The sequence below is a fragment of the Enterococcus sp. DIV2402 genome (assembly GCF_017426705.2).
Taxonomy (GTDB): domain Bacteria; phylum Bacillota; class Bacilli; order Lactobacillales; family Enterococcaceae; genus Enterococcus_F; species Enterococcus_F lowellii.
The window spans coordinates 685,137-705,231 of sequence record NZ_CP147251.1 but is presented as its reverse complement, the minus strand read 5'-3'; the positions used below and the strand labels follow the sequence as shown (position 1 = coordinate 705,231).

Annotated in this window: 19 protein-coding genes; 3 read left to right on the top strand and 16 right to left on the bottom strand. The window is 37.5% G+C overall.

The annotated features are described in order from the left end of the window. Positions 1-13 precede the first annotated feature (13 nt). The 8 genes from DOK78_RS03480 to rpsL form a co-directional block, all read right to left on the bottom strand. On the bottom strand, positions 14-526 hold the full coding sequence (locus DOK78_RS03480; RefSeq protein ID WP_207942217.1) for a hypothetical protein: 513 nt from the start codon (positions 524-526) through the stop codon (positions 14-16). Positions 527-563: 37 nt separating this feature from the next. Further along, positions 564-878, bottom strand: a complete 315-nt coding sequence (locus tag DOK78_RS03475) for a PTS cellobiose transporter subunit IIA (RefSeq protein WP_207942218.1) — start codon at positions 876-878, stop codon at positions 564-566. Between the two features lie 14 nt (positions 879-892). Further along, entirely contained in the window at positions 893-2,896 is a 2,004-nt protein-coding gene (locus DOK78_RS03470; protein ID WP_207942219.1) for a BglG family transcription antiterminator, read from the bottom strand. 20 nt (positions 2,897-2,916) lie between these two features. Further along, on the bottom strand, positions 2,917-3,231 hold the full coding sequence (locus DOK78_RS03465) for a PTS cellobiose transporter subunit IIB (RefSeq protein ID WP_207942220.1): 315 nt from the start codon (positions 3,229-3,231) through the stop codon (positions 2,917-2,919). Positions 3,232-3,478: 247 nt separating this feature from the next. Further along, the gene (gene tuf / locus DOK78_RS03460) at positions 3,479-4,666 is read right to left on the bottom strand and encodes an elongation factor Tu (protein WP_207942221.1); all 1,188 of its coding nucleotides are present in this window, start codon (positions 4,664-4,666) and stop codon (positions 3,479-3,481) included. 150 nt (positions 4,667-4,816) lie between these two features. Continuing rightward, complete coding sequence (gene fusA, locus DOK78_RS03455) at positions 4,817-6,901, bottom strand: elongation factor G (RefSeq protein ID WP_207942222.1); 2,085 nt, start codon at positions 6,899-6,901, stop codon at positions 4,817-4,819. A gap of 65 nt (positions 6,902-6,966) precedes the next feature. Then, positions 6,967-7,437 (bottom strand): 30S ribosomal protein S7, encoded by a 471-nt coding sequence (gene rpsG / locus DOK78_RS03450; protein ID WP_016176308.1) that lies wholly within the window; start codon positions 7,435-7,437, stop codon positions 6,967-6,969. 62 nt (positions 7,438-7,499) lie between these two features. After that, positions 7,500-7,913 (bottom strand): 30S ribosomal protein S12, encoded by a 414-nt coding sequence (rpsL, locus tag DOK78_RS03445; RefSeq protein ID WP_016176309.1) that lies wholly within the window; start codon positions 7,911-7,913, stop codon positions 7,500-7,502. Between the two features lie 304 nt (positions 7,914-8,217). Between rpsL and rpiA the strand changes: the two genes are divergently transcribed. Next, the gene (gene rpiA / locus DOK78_RS03440) at positions 8,218-8,895 is read left to right on the top strand and encodes a ribose-5-phosphate isomerase RpiA (protein WP_207942223.1); all 678 of its coding nucleotides are present in this window, start codon (positions 8,218-8,220) and stop codon (positions 8,893-8,895) included. Between the two features lie 101 nt (positions 8,896-8,996). Beyond that, the gene (locus DOK78_RS03435; RefSeq protein WP_207942224.1) at positions 8,997-9,572 is read left to right on the top strand and encodes a recombinase family protein; all 576 of its coding nucleotides are present in this window, start codon (positions 8,997-8,999) and stop codon (positions 9,570-9,572) included. Positions 9,573-9,711: 139 nt separating this feature from the next. Here DOK78_RS03435 and gpmI read toward each other — a convergent pair whose 3' ends face one another. Then, positions 9,712-11,235 carry a 2,3-bisphosphoglycerate-independent phosphoglycerate mutase gene (gpmI, locus tag DOK78_RS03430; RefSeq protein WP_207942225.1) on the bottom strand — a complete coding sequence of 508 codons (1,524 nt, stop codon included), beginning with the start codon at positions 11,233-11,235 and terminating at the stop codon, positions 9,712-9,714. Between the two features lie 297 nt (positions 11,236-11,532). On the opposite strand from gpmI, the gene gpmA reads away from it, so the two are divergent. Further along, positions 11,533-12,201, top strand: coding sequence for a 2,3-diphosphoglycerate-dependent phosphoglycerate mutase (gpmA, locus tag DOK78_RS03425; protein WP_016176313.1), 669 nt, complete (start codon positions 11,533-11,535; stop codon positions 12,199-12,201). A gap of 72 nt (positions 12,202-12,273) precedes the next feature. Here gpmA and DOK78_RS03420 read toward each other — a convergent pair whose 3' ends face one another. The 7 genes from DOK78_RS03420 to DOK78_RS03390 form a co-directional block, all read right to left on the bottom strand. Continuing rightward, positions 12,274-13,458 (bottom strand): iron-containing alcohol dehydrogenase, encoded by a 1,185-nt coding sequence (locus DOK78_RS03420; RefSeq protein WP_207942226.1) that lies wholly within the window; start codon positions 13,456-13,458, stop codon positions 12,274-12,276. Between the two features lie 73 nt (positions 13,459-13,531). Next, the gene (gene deoD / locus DOK78_RS03415; protein ID WP_207942227.1) at positions 13,532-14,236 is read right to left on the bottom strand and encodes a purine-nucleoside phosphorylase; all 705 of its coding nucleotides are present in this window, start codon (positions 14,234-14,236) and stop codon (positions 13,532-13,534) included. 15 nt (positions 14,237-14,251) lie between these two features. Next, positions 14,252-15,070, bottom strand: coding sequence for a purine-nucleoside phosphorylase (locus tag DOK78_RS03410; RefSeq protein ID WP_207942228.1), 819 nt, complete (start codon positions 15,068-15,070; stop codon positions 14,252-14,254). 10 nt (positions 15,071-15,080) lie between these two features. Continuing rightward, positions 15,081-16,247: a phosphopentomutase gene (gene deoB, locus DOK78_RS03405; protein ID WP_207942229.1), complete on the bottom strand. Its 1,167-nt coding sequence runs from the start codon at positions 16,245-16,247 to the stop codon at positions 15,081-15,083. Between the two features lie 124 nt (positions 16,248-16,371). Next, positions 16,372-17,328 carry an ABC transporter permease gene (locus DOK78_RS03400; protein ID WP_207942230.1) on the bottom strand — a complete coding sequence of 319 codons (957 nt, stop codon included), beginning with the start codon at positions 17,326-17,328 and terminating at the stop codon, positions 16,372-16,374. Then, positions 17,328-18,461: an ABC transporter permease gene (locus tag DOK78_RS03395; RefSeq protein ID WP_207942231.1), complete on the bottom strand. Its 1,134-nt coding sequence runs from the start codon at positions 18,459-18,461 to the stop codon at positions 17,328-17,330. Before DOK78_RS03395 ends, DOK78_RS03400 begins: the two co-directional genes overlap by 1 nt. Next, positions 18,454-19,992, bottom strand: coding sequence for an ABC transporter ATP-binding protein (locus DOK78_RS03390; protein ID WP_207942311.1), 1,539 nt, complete (start codon positions 19,990-19,992; stop codon positions 18,454-18,456). The genes DOK78_RS03395 and DOK78_RS03390 overlap by 8 nt, the downstream gene beginning before the upstream one ends. Between the last annotated feature and the right edge of the window lie 103 nt (positions 19,993-20,095).

Genomic DNA, 20,095 nt, shown 5'->3' with positions numbered 1-20,095 from the left:
TTTTCCACTCCTCTTATTTCATTTCTTTTTCAAATTCCTGAATATAGTGATAATGTTTATCTTTCTGTTGATCAATTGCTTGCATACGTTTAAGGCACGCAAAAGAAATCAAACTTCCGATTGCTAAAATACCAGAAATCATTACGCGTGCTTTCATTGTTGTTTCTAAAAACGGAAAGAAAGATGAATAGCCGATGCCAGTCACTGCGATGAGTATCATCAATGCATTTACGCTTAACTGAATATAGTGATATATACGGTTGTAATGCAATTTTTTGGACTCATATTCTTTTGCGCCATACAATTTCACATGTTCTGCCACTGCCATTAGACTAAATACAATCAAAAATCCTGGTAAAAGGGCTGTTATCTTGCCACCTAACACAAGACCTAGCGCCCAATACAAATTGGTAAAAAAGAACAACGCTAACATATAACGTAATAATAAATAGCGATTATATCTGAAATTTTTGACAGCTGCCTCTTTTTTATATTGTTGTCGCTGTTGCTTTGCGTTTTGTTCCATGATTTCTCACCCTTCTTACCCAAATTTGCGAACGTAATTAACGTCCTCTTTCATACAATGCTAACATCTCCAACGCCACTTCTCGTAAAGTCATGGTCGTCATTAAATGGTCTTGTGCATGGACCATAATCACTTCCATAACAACTTTTTCTCCATTGGCATAGGCCTGTAATAAGCCTGTTTGTGATTTATGAGCCTTGACCAATGATTCATTGGCCGCTTCTAATTTTTCAGCAGCTTCTTCAAATTTATCTGCACGCATTGCTTGGAAACCTTCATGAACCAACGTGCGTGCATCTCCGCTGTATAAAATAATTTCAAAAGCAATCTCTTGTAATTTATCAGACTCCATGTTTCTTCCTCCTTTTATAAATAGTTCATAAAAATCCCCATAAATTCCTCAAATGTTTGAGAAGCAATCAACGAATGACTAAATGTTTCATCTTCCAAAATTGGTACAAACATTTGGTTAATTTTATCAATCGGTACACAACGTGCTTTATCTGGTAAAGACAAAAAGACCAATTTAACAGATGGATGTTCCGCATCCCAGAAAATCCCTTCAGGGGCGATTGCCACAGCAACATAAGCTTGCTCTGTGACGGGTTCAATCGGATGTGGTACTGCTAATGTTTGTGAAAAGGCCACAGAACTATACGTTTCACGTAATTGTAGCTGTTTGGTTAATTGCTCAGTAATTGGTCGTCCTTCCACATCTTCTACACGAGCAATCAATTGTGTTATAACGCTTTCTTTTTCGCTTTTAGTTGGTAAATAGACAAATAATTCTTTTGAAAAACATTGTTCCAATAATGTGAGTTGCTGTTTTTTTGCTTCGCCATTCAATAACATTGTTTGGCTATTCACACGTTGAAGCCCTTTATGTTTTGATAATTCATGATTGATCCGTTGAATATCTTTTTCATCTAGAAAAACACTTACATGCACAATAGGAATGTTATATCCAGCCATTGGCAACGTAATGGATGAAATAATTAAATCAACATCACCCAATTTTTGATTAGACAACTCATAATACCCAATAACGGAAGTAATCATAATTTTCGAACTGAATTCATGTTCTAAACGAATTTTCAACATTTGCGAACTTCCTAATCCTGTCGCACAAATGACTAACACTCGCGCTTTTTGATTATTGAAAAAGCGCTCAACTGCAGCAGTCAAATGAATTGTCACATACGCCCATTCTTCTTCAGTAACTTGGTATTTTTTAAATACCGGCATCTCTGAAAAATACTGAATTGTTCTATCAAATAATTGCGAATATTTTTGTTTAATCTCACCTAACAATGGATTTTTAATACTCGTATCATTTTGTAGTCGTAACAATAATGGTGTAAAGTGCATCATTAAACCATTAATTAACGTCGCATCCTGTTGAAATTGAAAGCCTGTTTTTTTATCTAATTTTGCTAACGTGTCAATTAATTGATGTTTAATTTCAGATTCACTGTAATCTGTTTTTTTCAAGACTTTGCTTGTGGATAAACGATTACGTAAGTGCATTGAAATATAGGTAGCTTCTTCTTTAGGAAATTCAATCCCCATGCTTTGCTTGATTCGTTGAATGATATTCAGTGCTGTTTGATATTCCTTAGAGTTTTCTGAAATCAAAAGATGGCTTTGTTCAATTTGAAAACCCGTTTGTAGTCGTTTGATAGCTAATCCGATATGCAATACAATGTTATAAATAATAAAATCCGACAGTTTCAACTGTGACTCTCGACATTCATCGAGCACGATAATTACGATTTCTTCAATACTAATTCCCTCAAGTAAATCTGTATACATCGAAAATGTATATAAATTATCGTGCAGGTGATTCATGAAAAAGTAACTCATCATAAAATGTCGTTTGTTTTGCTCATCGCCCACAATATAAATGCCTACGCCTGCTTTACTTTTGACTTCAAGTTTATAAGGTTTTAACATTTTTTTCATTTCCACAATATCATTAGAAATTGTGGAACGAGAGACAAATAACTCACTCGCTAGGTCATCTACACGTGCTTCATTTTGTTCAAAAAATAACCGCTGTAAGATGAAATATTGTCGATCTTCCGACTCATGGATAGTGGTGGCATCGCGTACCAATGATACATCTTGAACTTCTTGATGATAGAATTGTTGAAACTGTTGATCGTCAGTTACCAACAACCGATACCCTTGTCCTTGTTTCGCCTCTAGATGAGCGCCATTTTTTTCTAATATATCCCCAACTAAATGTAAATATTTCCTAGCAGTTCGATCAGATATATAAAGTTCGGAAGCAACTTCCTGACTGGTGGTGTACACGTGACGATTGGCAAAAAGTAATTTGATTATTGATAGTTCCTTTTGATTCAACATTTTCTCGCGACCTTTAACTGTTAAATATTTTCTTCAACCACAGCAGCAAGTTTTTGAATCCCCATTGGAATTGGAACATATGCTTGTGGCGGAATATTTACAATCGGTTTATTGGTTTTATCAGCAGCCTTTTTCAAATTATCAAAATACATTTTGGTTTGTGGGCTAACTAAATATAAATCATATTCATCTTTCGCAATTGTGCTTGCACCTTGTGAAGCCGAAGTTGCATCTAATTCAATTTCTTTTCCTTTACTTGCAAAAAACTCTGTTGTTTTTTTAGCAATTACTGAAGAAGACATGCCTCCAGCACAGATGATTAACGCTTTTTTCATACTCTTTTCCTCCTAAAAGTTCATTTATTTTTTACTTTTATACAGCCATCGTCTTCACATATCATACCATTTATAAAAAATGATTTAACTAATGATTGTGTTTAGACACCCCTGACTACTTTTGTATCATAACATAAAACGCTTTCATTTTAGAATAGAGGTTATTTCCGTATCGATACGGAAATAAGATACAAAAAAACTCTCCAAACTATAAATAGTTTGGAGAGTTTGGAAAGCAGTTATCAAATTAAGCTTTGATTTCGCTAACAACGCCTGAACCAACAGTACGTCCGCCTTCACGAATAGAGAAACGAGTTCCGTCTTCGATAGCGATTGGGTGGATTAATTCAACGTCGATAGTTACGTTGTCACCAGGCATTACCATTTCAGTACCTTCGCGTAATTCTACAACACCAGTTACGTCAGTTGTACGGAAGTAGAATTGAGGACGGTAGTTAGTGAAGAATGGAGTATGACGTCCACCTTCTTCTTTAGTTAAAACGTAAACTTCAGCTACGAATTTTGTATGAGGAGTGATTGTTCCTGGTTTAGCTAATACTTGTCCACGTTGGATGTCTTCACGAGCAACCCCACGTAATAAAGCACCGATGTTATCGCCTGCTTCAGCGTAGTCTAATAATTTACGGAACATTTCAACACCTGTTACAGTAGTTTGAGCTGTTTCTTCGTCGATACCAACGATTTCTACAACGTCACCAACGCGAACTTGTCCACGTTCAACACGACCTGTAGCAACAGTACCACGACCAGTGATTGAGAATACGTCCTCAACTGGCATCATGAATGGTTTTTCAGTATCACGTTCTGGAGTTGGGATATATTCGTCAACTGCAGCCATTAATTCGAAGATTTTTTCTTCGTAAACTGGATCGCCTTCTAAAGCTTTCAAAGCAGAACCTGCAATAACTGGAGTGTCATCGCCTGGGAAATCGTATTCTGATAATAAGTCACGAACTTCCATTTCTACTAATTCTAATAATTCTTCATCATCAACCATATCCATTTTGTTTAAGAATACAACGATGTAAGGAACACCTACGTTACGAGATAATAAGATGTGTTCACGAGTTTGAGGCATAGGACCATCAGCAGCAGATACTACTAAGATCGCGCCGTCCATTTGAGCAGCACCAGTGATCATGTTTTTAACATAGTCCGCGTGTCCTGGGCAGTCCACGTGAGCATAGTGACGAGTTTCAGTTTCATACTCAACGTGTGCAGTTGAGATAGTGATTCCGCGTTCGCGCTCTTCTGGAGCACCATCGATTTGGTCGTAAGCAGAAGCTTGTGCCAAACCTTTTTTAGCTAAAACAGTTGTAATTGCAGCTGTTAATGTAGTTTTACCATGGTCAACGTGTCCGATAGTACCAATGTTTACATGGGCTTTAGAACGGTCAAATTTTTCTTTTGCCATTTTAAATGTTCCTCCTAAAAATGCGTTTTTATTTTATATTTGATAGGTAAGGAATCCATAAGATTCCTTGCCCATATCATCGTAATACATTGTACACGAAATGCTCCAAAAAATATAGTTATTTGGATAAATTCATCGAATCAATTAAGATTATCCAGCGTTTCCGCCATTTTTCTTAATAATTTCTTCTTGAATTGATTTCGGTACATCTTCATAGTGGTCAAATACCATCATGAATGTTCCACGTCCTTGAGTTGAAGAACGTAGAGTTGTTGCGTAACCAAACATTTCAGATAACGGCACCATTGCGTTAACGATCTGTGAGTTACCATGTGCTTCCATACCTTCTACACGTCCACGACGAGCAGTAACGTGACCCATCACATCTCCTAAATAATCTTCAGGAACTGTGATTGTTACTTTCATCATAGGTTCTAGAATTGCAGGTTGTGCTTTTTTAGCAGCAGCGCGCAATGCCATAGAAGCAGCAACACGGAAGGCAGTTTCATTTGAATCGACATCATGGTAAGAACCATCATAAAGTTTAGCTTTGATATCAACTAATGGATAACCAGCTAATACACCGTTTTCCATTGATTCTTCTAAACCTTTTTCAACTGCAGGAATGTATTCACGAGGAACCACACCACCGACAATTGCGTTTTCGAATTCAAAACCTGCTCCTTCTTCGTTAGGTGTAAATTCAATCCATACGTGACCGTATTGACCTTTACCACCTGATTGACGTACAAATTTACCTTCAGCTTGAGTGCCTGCGCGGAATGTTTCGCGGTATGATACTTGTGGTGCACCCACGTTCGCATCAACTTTGAATTCACGACGCATACGGTCAACTAGGACGTCTAAGTGAAGTTCACCCATACCTGCGATAACTGTTTCACCAGTTTCAACGTTAGTTGTTACGCGGAATGATGGATCTTCTTCAGCAAGTTTTTGTAAAGCAACACCCATTTTATCTTGGTCAGCTTTTGATTTAGGCTCAACAGCAACTTCGATAACTGGTTCTGGGAATTCAATTGATTCTAAGATAACTGGATCTTTTTCATCACATAATGTATCCCCTGTAGTTGTATCTTTCAAACCAACAGCTGCAGCGATATCTCCAGAATAAACTGTTTGAATTTCTTCACGAGTGTTCGCATGCATTTGTAGGATACGTCCGATACGTTCGCGTTTGCCTTTTGATGCATTCAATACGTATGATCCAGAGTTAAGTACGCCAGAGTATACACGGAAGAATGTCAAACGACCTACGAATGGGTCAGTCATAACTTTAAATGCTAATGAAGCAAATGGTGCCTCATCAGATGATGGGCGTTCAGTTTCTTCATCAGTTTTAGGGTTAATCCCGTTGATTGCAGGTACATCAGTTGGTGCTGGCAAGTAGTCAATAACTGCATCCAACATCAATTGTACACCTTTATTTTTGAAGGCTGATCCACACATTACTGGGAAGAAATCAACCGTTAATGTCGCTTTACGAATACCAGCTTTTAATTCTTCTTCAGTGATTTCTTCACCGTCTAAGAATTTCATCATTAAATCTTCGTCTGTATCTGCTACAGCTTCGATTAATTTTTCGCGCCATTCTTCAGCTTGTTCAACGTACTCAGCAGGAATCTCAGTTTCTTCGATTTCTGTACCTAAGTCATTTGTATAGATTTCAGCTTTCATTTTCACAAGGTCAATAATTCCTGTGAAGTCGTCTTCTGCACCAATTGGTAATTGGATTGGATGTGCATTTGCTTGCAAGCGGTCATGCAATGTAGATACTGAATACAAGAAGTCAGCACCGATTTTATCCATTTTATTACAGAAAACAACACGTGGTACACGGTAATCAGTCGCTTGACGCCAAACTGTTTCTGTTTGTGGTTCTACACCTGATTGTGAGTCCAATACAGTTACAGCACCGTCAAGTACACGTAGAGAACGTTGTACTTCAATTGTGAAGTCCACGTGTCCTGGTGTATCGATGATATTTACACGGTTACCTTTCCATTGCGCAGTTGTCGCAGCAGAAGTAATCGTAATTCCACGTTCTTGCTCTTGTTCCATCCAGTCCATTTGTGAAGCTCCTTCATGAGTTTCACCAATTTTATGGATACGACCAGTGTAATACAAGATACGTTCAGTTGTCGTTGTTTTACCAGCATCAACGTGGGCCATGATACCAATATTACGAGTGTTTTCTAAAGAAAATTCTCTTGCCATTGTGGGATTGTTCTCCTCTCTAATTGTTGTCACAATACATACTACCTAAAAAAGTAGCTTGTATCTTACCAACGATAGTGTGCAAATGCACGGTTAGCTTCTGCCATTTTATGAGTGTCTTCACGTTTTTTAACTGAAGCACCAGTATTGTTAGCAGCATCCATGATTTCTTTAGCTAGACGTTCTTCCATTGTGTGTTCTCCACGCAAACGAGCGTAGTTAACAACCCAACGTAGACCTAAAGTTGTACGACGTTCAGGACGAACTTCAACTGGTACTTGATAGTTAGAACCCCCAACACGACGAGCTTTTACTTCTAATACAGGCATAATGTTTTTCATTGCTTGTTCGAAAACTTCCAATGGATCATTGCCTGTAGATTCTTTAATAATATCAAATGAGTTGTAGATGATATTCGCAGCAACTCCACGTTTACCGTCAACCATTACGCGGTTGATTAAACGAGTTACTAATTTTGAGTTATAAATAGGATCTGGTAATACATCACGTTTTGCAACAGGACCTTTACGAGGCATCCGTAACTCCTCCTTCCGAAATTGGTTTTATTTAAATAGTCGTTTTAGTTTGTAGAATAAAATTAAGCTTTTGGTCGTTTAGTACCATATTTAGAACGAGATTGTTTACGGTCGTTTACACCAGCCGTATCCAAAGCACCACGAACGATATGATAACGTACCCCTGGTAAGTCTTTTACACGTCCACCGCGTAATAATACAACACTGTGTTCTTGTAAGTTATGTCCAATACCTGGGATATAAGCTGTAACTTCAATCAAGTTAGACAAACGAACACGTGCATATTTACGTAAAGCCGAGTTCGGTTTTTTAGGTGTCATTGTTCCGACACGAGTAGCTACCCCACGTTTTTGAGGTGAGCTCACGTTTGTTTGAGCTTTTTTGAAACTATTATATCCTTTGTTCAATGCAGGTGAATTTGATTTTTCAACCTTGGATTTACGAGGTTTACGTACTAATTGGTTAATTGTAGGCATTCCTTGTTTTCCTCCTTCCTTGATTCGCTGTTTAGTTCCACACATCCAGGTGGTTCTTTTTTGGCGATAAAAAATAATGCAATAACATGCATCTTTATCAGATTGTACTTTTACTACAGTCAGCACGTCTCTATCCAGAGACCTGTTCATAAAGCACCTTCGATAGAATATCATGGATTTTCTATAGTGTCAACGATATTCATTTAATTTTTTTCAATTAATTTTATTTTGTGTTACCTATCATTTTATGACTAAGAATTATATAATATATAGAAGAAATAATAATTTAAAGGTGGCGAATAGTTTGAATTTAAAACAAATGGTAGGCGTCGAAGCAGCAAATTATGTCAAAGACGGAATGGTCGTGGGACTGGGAACTGGTTCAACTGCTTATTACATGATTGAAGAATTAGGTCGACGCGTCAATGAAGAGCAATTATCAATTGTTGGGGTCCCTACTTCCTCTGCTTCTCGTAAACAAGCCTTAGAATTGGGTATTCCGGTAAAAACAATTGATGAAGTCACTTGCGTAGATGTAACAATTGATGGTGCGGATGAAATTAGTGCTGATTTTCAAGGAATTAAAGGTGGCGGTGCGGCACTTTTATTTGAAAAAGTGGTAGCTTCTTATTCTGATCAAGTCATTTGGATTGTTGACGAATCTAAAATGGTGGATAAATTAGGTAAATTTCCTTTACCTGTGGAAGTTGTCCCATATGGTGAAGAACAACTTTTTCGAATTTTTAAAGAAAAGGGCTATCGTCCAACATTTCGAATGGAAAACGAAACAGAGAAGAAAATCACAGATTGCGGGCATTCAATTATCGATTTGCATTTAGATGTCATTGAAGATCCCTTTACTTTAAATGAAGAATTAAATCAATTGGTTGGCGTTGTGGAACATGGGTTATTTTTAAATATGGTTGATACAATAATTATTGGTGAAGAAAATGGTCCTAAGAAGGTAACAGTTGTTCGTTAGGCAAGAACGCTTTTTTGTGAAATTAGGGGTATCTATTTAACCTAGTTTATGATATTCTTCTTATTATTTATTTTCTAAAAAAAATGGGATGGGATGAAAAAATGAAAATATTTGGGTATATCCGTACAACAATTACGGATGAAGATCCTCAACCGCAAATGACGAGTTTACAAGAATTCGGCTGTTCAGAAATTTTCCATGAAGATTATTTGAACTCGGAATCTATTTCACTTGATGAAATACTCGATCAAATGGAACCTGGCGATGCCTTGGTTGTTGATCAGCTTTATCGTCTAGGAAAGTCTACAAGGCAATTAGCAGATTTAATGCTACGCTTCCAAACGAACCATTTTGATTTGGTCTGTTTAACAGATACGATCGATACTCGTGATTCTTCTGGGAAATTATATTTCCAATGGATGAATCAAATGGCCTCAATGGAACGCGCTTTGCTAAAAGAACGTACGCTACTCGGCTTAAGTCGCGCACGAGAAAAAGGAAAAATTGGTGGTCGACCAAAAATCGACGCTGAAACAGTTCACAAAATTCGATTCTTATTTTTCGAAAAGAAAGAATCAATCCAAACAATCGCTACAACCTGTCAAGTATCGATTGGAACATGTTACAAATACATTCATTTATCTGAGAGTGAAATTGCAACTTTACTACAAAAATAAGCCAATTCAATTAAAATTCTATACAAAATTACGGGAAAACTTTGAAAAAGAACTTATTTTCAAGGTTTTCCCGTAATTTTTTGTCTAGAAAAAAAACTAGACTCAAAAAGAAATCTTTTCAAGTCTAGTTCAACTAGGTCTATTTAACTAAGCTTCTACCAGTCATTTCAGCAGGTAAATCAATAGCTAACAAATCTAACATTGTTGGCGCTAAATCTGCTAAACGACCATCTGTTCTTAATTCAGCATTTTCTTTGGTTACGATAACTGGAACTGGTACCGTTGTATGAGCTGTATGCGGATTACCATTTTCATCCATTAAAGTTTCAGAGTTTCCGTGGTCTGCTGTGATAATGGCGAAACCTTCTTTTCCTAAAATAGTTTCAACCACACGACCTAAACATTCATCTACAGCTTCAATTGCTTTCACTGTTGGTTCAACCATTCCTGAATGTCCAACCATATCTGGATTAGCAAAGTTTAAGATGATTGCTTCAAATTTATCGTCGTTAATCGCATTTACCAACGCATCGGTTACTTCATAGATACTCATTTCTGGTTGCAAGTCATAGGTTGCAACTTTTGGTGAGTCAATCAAAATACGTTCTTCTGTGCCAAATACAGTATTTGATCCACCATTAAAGAAGAAAGTAACGTGTGGATATTTTTCTGTTTCTGCAATACGTAATTGGTTGATATTGTTTTTATCCAACACTTCACCTAAGACGTTATCTAATGAAATTGGAGCAAAAACAACTTCTGTATCCAGTTTATCTGAATATTGAGTCATAGTCACTAATTTCACGTTTTGTGGTGTTTCTCCACGGTCAAAGAATTCCCATTCTTTTTCAGTTAATGCTTGTGACATTTGTAATGCACGGTCTGGACGGAAGTTAAAGAATAATACACCGTCATTATCGTTAATTGTTGCGACTGGTTGGTCATTTTCAACAATCACTGTTGGTAATAAGAATTCATCCGTTACGCCAGCTGCATAGCTTTTTTCAACAACATCCACTGCATCTGTTGATTTTTCACCTTCACCATGAATCACAACATCATAGTATTTTTGTACTCGTTCCCAGCGTTTATCGCGGTCCATTGCATAATATCTTCCTGAGATTGAAGCAATTTTTCCATGACCTAATTCGTCAAGTTTAGCTTGCAATTGTTTTACATAATTGATACCTGATGTTGGTGATACATCACGACCATCCAAGATTACGTCAACAAAAGCCGGGATGTCATGTTTTTTAGCTTCTTCTAATAAGGCAAATAGATGGTTAATATGACTGTGAACGCCGCCATCAGAAACTAAGCCCATCAAATGTAAGTTAGAGTTATTTTTTTTCACGAAATCAAATAAGTCTAACAAAGCTTTTTCTTGTGCAAACTCGCCATCAAGGATTGACTTATCAATACGAGTTAGACTTTGATAAACAATTCGTCCAGCACCAATGTTGGTATGTCCTACTTCAGAGTTTCCCATTTGTCCTTCTGGAAGACCTACATCTAAACCAGAAGCTTTTAATGTGCTATGAGGATATTTACTCCAATACTTATCGAAATTCGGTGTATCAGCCAATGCCACAGCGTTACCGACTGTTTCATCTCTTAGGCCAAATCCATCTAAAATCATTAAAATTACAGGTTTCTTGTCCATTCTGTTATTCCTACTTTCCATTACTAATTCAAAAACTTTACTAATAGACACGCGTCAATCTATCATAACGATGATGCCGTTACCAAATAGATAGTTACTGAGAGCAAACAATGTTTTATCTTACACAAAGTTCATTCAGCCCTATCATAATAACATTAAATAGTTTTTTAGTAAAACCCAATATGAATATCTTTAGACCAATGATTTACAGTATTATTGGAAATTTAACTCACAACGGGTGTATAATAAATATGGAATGGAAATTTCAGAAATCATATGAATAAAGGAGAGGGTTTTATGCCAAAATTAGTTTTTTCACGTCATGGATTAAGTGAATGGAACAAGTTAGACCAGTTCACTGGTTGGGAAGATGTTGATTTGGCTCCTGAGGGTGTCGAAGAAGCAATAGAAGGTGGCCGTAAAATCAAGGAAGCTGGAATCGAATTTGATATTGCCTATACTTCTGTTTTAACACGTGCCATCAAAACTTGTAACTACATCCTAGAATACTCAGATCAATTATGGGTACCGACAATCAAATCATGGCGCTTAAACGAACGTCACTATGGTGCACTACAAGGTTTAAATAAACAAGCCACTCGTGATAAGTACGGAGACGAGCAAGTTCTTATTTGGCGTCGTTCTTACGATACTTTGCCTCCATTATCAGATGCAAAACCAGACCGTCGCTATGCACATTTAGATCCTCGCACCGTTCCTGGTGGCGAAAATCTAAAAGTCACTTTAGAACGTGCCTTACCATTTTGGGAAGATGAGATTGCTCCTGCATTATTAGATGGTAAAACCGTTTTAGTTGCTGCCCACGGGAACTCATTACGCGCATTAGCAAAACACATTGAAGGTATTTCTGATGACGATATTATGGGACTTGAAATTCCAACAGGTAAACCACTTGTTTATGAACTAAATGATGATTTATCTGTAATCGAAAAATATTATCTATAAGAAAAAACAATCCGAGCTAGAAACGATTCTCTTGCAGTTCAGCAAGTTTTCGTCCTAGCTCGGATCGTTTTTTTAGATGAACGTTGAAGGTTTACGTGCTGCTTGATAGATTTGGACAACGTCTGCTTGTTGTAACGGAACAAAGGCTGCTTTGCTGATGGTGCTATGAGCCACTGCTTGTTGTGCCATCTGTTCAAAGTCCTTTTCTGTTTCAATACCCACTTCTGGCAACGTCATCGGCACCCCATTTGCTAAGAAAAAGTCATACAAAGCCTGCATCCCTTTTTTCGCTGCTACTTCTTGATTCGTTTCTTGAATTCCCCAAACCTCTTTTGCAAAACGTGCAAATTTAGGAAGTGTGGTTTCATTCAAAATATGTGCCATCCAGCGCGGTGTTAAAATTGCTAAGCCAATTCCATGCGTAATATCATAAAATGCACTTAGTTCATGTTCCATCGCATGACAAGACCACGTCCCAGTTTTACCACTTCCCGTTAAACCATTTAACGCTAACGTACTTGCCCACATTAAATTCGCTCTTGCATCATAATTATCAGGTTCTTTCAATGCAATTGGCAAATTATGAATAACTGTTTTCATCAAACCTTCTGCAACACCGTCTTGAACATCTGTTCCAGGAGTTGCATTAAAATAATTTTCCATTAAATGACTAAAAATATCCGCTGAACCAGCAGCTGTTTGATACGCATTCACTGTAAAAGTATTGGTTGGATCTAAGAAAGAAACTTTCGGTAAAAGATTTTTGCCGCCCATTCCTAACTTTTGTTGCGTTTGCATATTGGAAATGACACCACCACGATTCATCTCACTACCTGTTGCTGCTAAAGTTAAAATGGTGACAATCGGAATGGCTGGTCCATTATATTGACGTTGCAATACAAGATTTTCCCACAAATCACCTTCAACAAACGCTCCAGCTGCAATTGCTTTACTACAGTCAATCACCGAACCCCCACCAACAGCTAAAATAACATCAATTTGGTGCTCTCTACATAATTGCGCACCTTTTGTAACAGTTTCGATGCGTGGGTTCGGTTCCACCCCTGCTAATTCAATCACTGTATAACCATCTAGTGTATTCATCACTTTTTCATACAAGCCATTTTTCTTAACACTTCCTCCACCATAGACCAACAGAACATTTTTACCAAAAGAATGTAACACTTCTGGTAGTTCTCCTAAACGTTCTTTGCCAAAGCGAATATCTGTCTCTACATGAAAATTAAAATTTTCCATCACGATTCCTCCAATAGTTTAAATAACAATTAAGCAAAAAAGATTGAAGTGAATCACCTCAATCTTTTTTTATTTAATGAATAGCCGTTTCTAAACCAACTTTAATCATATCATCAAATGTGGTTTGACGCTCTTCTGGTGTTGTTTCTTCACCTGTAATAATATGATCGCTAACTGTACAGATAGCTAAGGTTTGGACATGGAATTTCGCTCCAAGATAATACAAAGCTGCAGCTTCCATTTCAACACCCATCACACCTAGTTCTGCTAATTTCAATGTTTCAGTCATATCATCTTTATAAAAACTATCTTCAGATAAGATATTACCGACATGCGTAGTAAAGCCATTTTCTTGTGCAATTTCATATGCCGTTTTTAATAATTGAAAATCAGCAATCGGTGCAAAATGGAATTGATTAAAGTTTTTTTGAATAATTGAGGAACTGGTTACTGCTCCTTGCGCAATCACTAAATCACGTACATGAACATCTGTGGAAATCGCTCCACAAGTTCCGACACGAATCAATTTTTTAACATCGTAGGAATTAATTAGCTCATGTGCATAAATAGTTGCGGAAGGCATTCCCATTCCTGTTCCTTGTACAGAAACACGTTCGCCTTTATAAACACCTGTATAACCTAACATCCCACGTACATTGTTATAACAAATCGGATCTTCTAAAAATGTTTCTGCAATATATTTGGCACGTAAGGGATCACCAGGAAGTAAAATTTTATCAGCAATTTCACCTGGTTTTGCTTCGATATGAACGCTCATTTTTTTCGCTCCTTTTTATAAAACTGCTAATGTTTCTTTGATTAATTCTTTAAATTCAGCTTTGACACGTTCTGTTGTTTCCACTACTTCTGCATGATTTAAAGTCGCTTGCATGCCGGCTGCTAAGTTCGTAATACATGAAATACCTAAAACTTTTAAGCCACTGTGTGTCGCAACAATCACTTCTGGTACTGTTGACATTCCTACAGCATCGGCACCGATGACACGAGACATCCGAATTTCAGCTGGTGTTTCATAAGTTGGACCTGACCATCCCATGTAAACACCTTCTTTTAGATGTAGACCTTTTTTCGTACCAACTTCTTTGGCAAGCTCACGGTATGCTGGTGTATACGCATTACTCATATCAGGGAAACGTGGACCCATTTCGTCCGCATTTTCACCGATTAATGGATTGTCACCTGTGTAATTGATGTGATCTGTAATTAACATCAAATCACCTGGTTCAAAGGTTTCATTCACACCGCCGCATGCATTCGTTACAATCATTGAATGAGCTTTTAAGGCTGCCATCACACGTACAGGATAAGTCACTGTTTGCATTGAATGACCTTCATAGTAATGGAAACGTCCTTGCATCGCTAAGACTTTTTTACCAGCTAGCGTACCATAAACTAATTGTCCCGCATGACCCACAACTGTTGATACTGGGAAATATGGAATTTCAGCATACGGAATAACAACTGCTTCTTCAATTTCATCCGCTAGTTCACCTAAACCTGATCCTAAAATCAACCCAAATTCTACATCTTTTACCCCTTTTTCTTGAAGAAAAGCTGTTGTCTCTGTTAATTGTTCTTGTAATTTTGTCATATTGTCACTCCTATTTTAAGTTGTTTAAGAAACTTTCGCCATTTTCAGTGGCTGGTACGCCAAAATTCTCAGCAATTGTAGCTGAAATATCTGCATAAAATCCTTGCGGTAATTTTCCTTGTCCAGCAAATTTTTTACTAAATACAAGCAATGGCACATATTCTCTTGTATGGTCAGTTCCCGCAAAAGTTGGATCATTGCCATGGTCAGCAGTAATCATTAACAAATCATCTTCTGCCATTGCATCTAAAATTTCTGGAATACGTCCATCGAAATCTTCAATAGCACGTGCGTAGCCTTCCACATCACGACGATGGCCATACAATGCGTCAAAGTCTACAAGGTTGGTAAAGCTTAAACCTGTAAAGTCTTTTTGCATCACTTCCAATAATTTATCCACACCATCCATGTTGTCTTTTGTCCGAACAAATTCCGTAATTCCTTGACCATTGAAAATGTCATTAATTTTACCAACAGCAATGACATCTTTGTCATTATCTTTCAATGAATCTAAAACAGTCTTACCAAATGGATCTAACGCATAATCATGACGATTACTGGTGCGTTGGAAGTTACCTGGTTCTCCTAGATAAGGACGTGCAATAATTCGGCCGATCATGTAGGGTTCATCTTTGGTAATTTCACGGGTGTATTCACAAATACGATACAACTCTTCTAATGGAATAATCTCTTCATGCGCTGCAATTTGCAAGACTGGATCGGCAGATGTATAGACAATTAAATCGCCAGTTTCCATTTGATGTTTTCCGTAGTCATCGATAACAGCAGTACCCGAATAAGGTAAATTACACACAATTTTGCGACCAGAAAAATCTTCAATTTGTTTTAATAATTCTTCTGGAAATCCTTCTGGAAATACACGGAATGGTTTTTGAATATTTAAGCCCATAATTTCCCAATGACCGGTCATGGTATCTTTACCGACTGAAATTTCTTCTAGTTTTGTTGCATAGCCTTGATGGTCTTCAACATTTTTGACACCTTCTAAAGGGCGAATGGTTCCTAGACCTAATTGCTCTAAGTGCGGAATTGTTAGTCCAGCTTCTTTGGCAATATGACCTAAAGTATCGGCTCCTTTGTCATTGAATTTGTCTGCATCGGGCGCTTCGCCAATTCCAACAGAATCCATCACGATTAAATGTACTCGTTTAAACATTTTTTCAACCTGCTTTCCTCAAACTAATTTCATTTCTATCATATACTACTTTTCTATTTATTTTAACCAAGAAGGGCAGAACGAAGCCATTTACGCCCTTCGCCCCACCCTTCTTGATGAAAAGTTATTTTGATTTGATATAATTCTTTCCGCCTGCTTTTGGTCCAGATGCTTTTCCTAAGAAAAGTACTAAAACAATTACAGTTAATAAATATGGCGCAATTTGTAATAAGACTGGAGGAATAGATGAAATCACCGGTAATTGAGCACCAATAATACTTAAACTTTGGGCAAAACCAAAGAATAACGCTGCTCCCATTGCACCAAGTGGATTCCATTTACCAAAAATCATGGCCGCCATTGAGATAAACCCTTGCCCTACAATTGTTCCTGCTGAGAAGTTTCCTGAGATTGATTGGGCAAAGATTGCGCCACCCATACCACCTAACAAACCAGAAATTAATACGCCAGCATAACGGAACTTGTACACGTTAATTCCTAAGGTATCAGCTGCTTGAGGATTTTCCCCAACTGAACGCAAACGCAAACCAAAACGTGTTTTATAAATAATGTACCAAGCTAATACAGCAACTAAAATAGCTAGATAAGCGGGTAAAAAGGTGTTTTTAAAGAAAATCGTCCCAATGATTGGGATATCTTTTAAAATCGGGAATGAGAAATATCCTAAGTTGTAACTGATATTGTCTGTTTGTCCTTTTTGATAAAGCACTTTAATCAAGAAGACTCCTAACGCTGGAGCCATCAAGTTAACTACCGTACCACTAATAATATGGTCTGCACGAAAACTAATCGTTGCGACTGCATGTAATAGTGAAAAAAGAACGCCGACACCACCACCGACTAAAATAGCGACCCATGGTGTCCATGCACCCAACTGATCTGCCATTGAAAGGTTAAAGACGACGGCACTAAACGCACCCATAACCATAATTCCTTCTAAACCTACATTGACAATCCCACTACGCTCTGAAAAAGTACCACCTAATGCAGTCAAAATCAAAGGCGTTGAATAAACCAAGGTAGATGTTAAGATTAATGCAATTAAACCTACTGTTGACATTATAATTCGCCCCCTTCTTGACTTTGATCATTTGGTGCCGTTTCAATTGTTTTTACGATTTCTTCTTGTTTTTTATCTGGTAAAATTTTCGCCATCGCTAAACGAATAACAAAGTTAATACCTACAAAGAAAATAATCAAGGCAATCGATACATTTACAATTTCAAATGGAATTTCAGCAATTGTTTGCATTCCTAAACCACCAATTTTCAAAATACTGAATAAAATTGCTGATAAGAAAATACCTATCGCAGAGCCAGCACCTAATAAGGAAACCGCCATTCCATCAAATCCGATTGCTAATGAAGTTGTTTGTACGAAGAAGTTTTGATAAGTTCCTAAACCTTCCACAACCCCACCTAAACCAGCTAATCCACCAGAAATAATCATTGATAAAATGATTGTTCGTTTACTACTCATCCCAGCATATTCTGAAGCAAATGGATTTAAACCTACAGAACGAATTTCAAAACCAAGCGTTGTTTTCTTCATTAGGAACCATACAAGAACTAACATAATCAACGCAAGGAACAATCCACCACTAACACGCGAACCTCCAAAGAACTGGGTTAACCAAGGAATACGTAAACTTGCATTTTGTGTAATTGCATTTGTTGAATCCAAGCTTGAACGGAAACTTTCTGGCATGACATCTTGTAATAAGAAGGTACTTGTATATAACAAAATATAGTTCATCATGATCGTTACGATAACTTCACTTGTGCCAAAGAATGCACGTAAGATACCAGGAATAGCTGCTGCAACTGCTCCTGCTGCTGCTCCTAAGATCACGCATAATGGTAATAAAACCATTTTTGGTAGATCTGGGAATGCTAAAGCTGTCCAAACGCTGACAATCCAACCACATAATGCTTGTCCAGATAACCCGATGTTGAAAAAGCCGGCTGAGTTTGCCACAGAAAACCCTAAGGCTGTAAAAATTAATGGTGTTGCTTGACGTAATGTTTCACCAATTCCACGCTGTGTACCTAATGCAGCATTTAACATTGAACGGTAACCGACAATTGGATTATATCCAAAGGCAGCCATAATAATCGCGCCTAAAACTAAGCCCATTACAACTGATAAAATTGGCACTAATAAATTACGAATTTTTTCATTGCGATCATTCATTTGTTGCCACCTCCTGTTGCGCTAATTCTGCTCTTGCTTTTTCAAGTGAATAGCCAGCCATCAGTAGCCCTAATTCTTGCTCACTTGTTTCTTCTGGTTTCACCACACCCACGATTTGACCATCGTGAATCACGGCAATTTTATCTGAAACATTCATGATTTCTTCTAATTCAAAACTAATTAGCAAGACTGCTTTAAAGCGATCGCGTTGTTCAATCAAACGTTTATGAATAAATTCAATCGCACCAACGTCTAATCCACGTGTCGGGTTTGCTACAATTAATAAATCAGGATCACGTGTAATTTCGCGTGCAATAATTGCTTTTTGTTGATTCCCACCAGATAATGCTTTGGCTGGTACGACTTCGTTTACCGTACGGACGTCAAATTCTTTAATCAAATCTTCTGCATGATAATTAATTTCAGAATAATTCAAAACACCCATTTTGCTAAATGGTTCTTGATAATACGTTTGTAAAGCGATATTTTCAGCTAAAGTCATATCTAAAACCAAGCCATATTTGTGACGGTCTTCTGGTACGTGACCTAAACCCGATTCAGTAATTTTACGTGGACGTAAATTGGTAATATCTTTATCTGATAAAATGACTTTACCACTTTCCACTTTACGTAATCCGGTGATGGCTTGAATTAGCTCTGACTGACCATTTCCATCAATCCCAGCGATCCCAACGACTTCACCTGCGCGAACTTCTAGATTTAAGTTTTTAACTGCTTCCACGCCACGATTTTCTTTAACGACTAAACCTTGGACTGATAATACTAATTCTTGTGGATCAGCAGGTTTTTTCTCTGTTTTAAAGGATACAGAACGCCCAACCATCATGTCAGCTAATTGTTGTGAAGACACATCTTTCACATCGACCGTGCCAATTCCTTGTCCTCGACGAATAACTGTACAGCGATCAGCAACTGATTTAATTTCATCTAGTTTATGTGTAATTAAGATGATTGATTTTCCTTCACGAACTAACCCACGCATAATTTCAATTAACTCATCAATTTCTTGCGGAGTTAATACCGCAGTAGGTTCGTCAAAGATTAAAATATCTGCCCCGCGGTACAACGTTTTTAGAATTTCTACACGTTGCTGCATTCCAACTGAAATATCTCGAATATACGCATCTGGATCAACGGATAAACCATATTGTTCAGAAACTTTTTTAATTTCTTCACGGGCTTTTTTACGATCCAATTTCCCTAAACGGCTAGGCTCATTTCCTAGAATAATATTTTCTGTCACCGTAAAGGCATCGACTAACATAAAGTGCTGATGAACCATTCCGATTCCTAATTGATTGGCTTTTGTCGGACTAGAAATACTCACGACATTCCCGTTCATTAAGATTTCGCCAGAAGTTGGCTCTAATAAACCTGATAAGACATTCATTAACGTGGACTTTCCAGCCCCATTTTCGCCAAGTAATGCATGAATTTCACCTTTTCGAATCTGCAAATTGATTTGATCATTTGCTTTAAACGTTCCAAAACTTTTGGTGATATTGCGCATTTCTATGGCAAATTTTTCTTCTGTCACAATTCTCACATCCCTTTTCAAGTAACCTGGTACAATAACAATCAATAATCGCTAATAAAATTAGAGAGTTTGTTCT

Bases quoted from the DNA above. Each gene is read 5' to 3' on its own strand.
- deoB (WP_207942229.1), bottom strand. From the start codon at position 16,247: ATGTTTAAACGAGTACATTTAATCGTGATGGATTCTGTTGGAATTGGC.
- DOK78_RS03390 (WP_207942311.1), bottom strand. From the start codon at position 19,992: ATGCGCAATATCACCAAAAGTTTTGGAACGTTTAAAGCAAATGATCAA.
- gpmA (WP_016176313.1), top strand. From the start codon at position 11,533: ATGCCAAAATTAGTTTTTTCACGTCATGGATTAAGTGAATGGAACAAG.
- deoD (WP_207942227.1), bottom strand. From the start codon at position 14,236: ATGAGCGTTCATATCGAAGCAAAACCAGGTGAAATTGCTGATAAAATT.
- DOK78_RS03475 (WP_207942218.1), bottom strand. From the start codon at position 878: ATGGAGTCTGATAAATTACAAGAGATTGCTTTTGAAATTATTTTATAC.
- DOK78_RS03470 (WP_207942219.1), bottom strand. From the start codon at position 2,896: ATGTTGAATCAAAAGGAACTATCAATAATCAAATTACTTTTTGCCAAT.
- DOK78_RS03420 (WP_207942226.1), bottom strand. From the start codon at position 13,458: ATGGAAAATTTTAATTTTCATGTAGAGACAGATATTCGCTTTGGCAAA.
- rpsG (WP_016176308.1), bottom strand. From the start codon at position 7,437: ATGCCTCGTAAAGGTCCTGTTGCAAAACGTGATGTATTACCAGATCCT.
- gpmI (WP_207942225.1), bottom strand. From the start codon at position 11,235: ATGGACAAGAAACCTGTAATTTTAATGATTTTAGATGGATTTGGCCTA.
- DOK78_RS03400 (WP_207942230.1), bottom strand. From the start codon at position 17,328: ATGTCAACAGTAGGTTTAATTGCATTAATCTTAACATCTACCTTGGTT.
- DOK78_RS03410 (WP_207942228.1), bottom strand. From the start codon at position 15,070: ATGACAAAATTACAAGAACAATTAACAGAGACAACAGCTTTTCTTCAA.
- DOK78_RS03480 (WP_207942217.1), bottom strand. From the start codon at position 526: ATGGAACAAAACGCAAAGCAACAGCGACAACAATATAAAAAAGAGGCA.
- DOK78_RS03395 (WP_207942231.1), bottom strand. From the start codon at position 18,461: ATGAATGATCGCAATGAAAAAATTCGTAATTTATTAGTGCCAATTTTA.
- DOK78_RS03435 (WP_207942224.1), top strand. From the start codon at position 8,997: ATGAAAATATTTGGGTATATCCGTACAACAATTACGGATGAAGATCCT.
- DOK78_RS03465 (WP_207942220.1), bottom strand. From the start codon at position 3,231: ATGAAAAAAGCGTTAATCATCTGTGCTGGAGGCATGTCTTCTTCAGTA.
- tuf (WP_207942221.1), bottom strand. From the start codon at position 4,666: ATGGCAAAAGAAAAATTTGACCGTTCTAAAGCCCATGTAAACATTGGT.
- fusA (WP_207942222.1), bottom strand. From the start codon at position 6,901: ATGGCAAGAGAATTTTCTTTAGAAAACACTCGTAATATTGGTATCATG.
- rpsL (WP_016176309.1), bottom strand. From the start codon at position 7,913: ATGCCTACAATTAACCAATTAGTACGTAAACCTCGTAAATCCAAGGTT.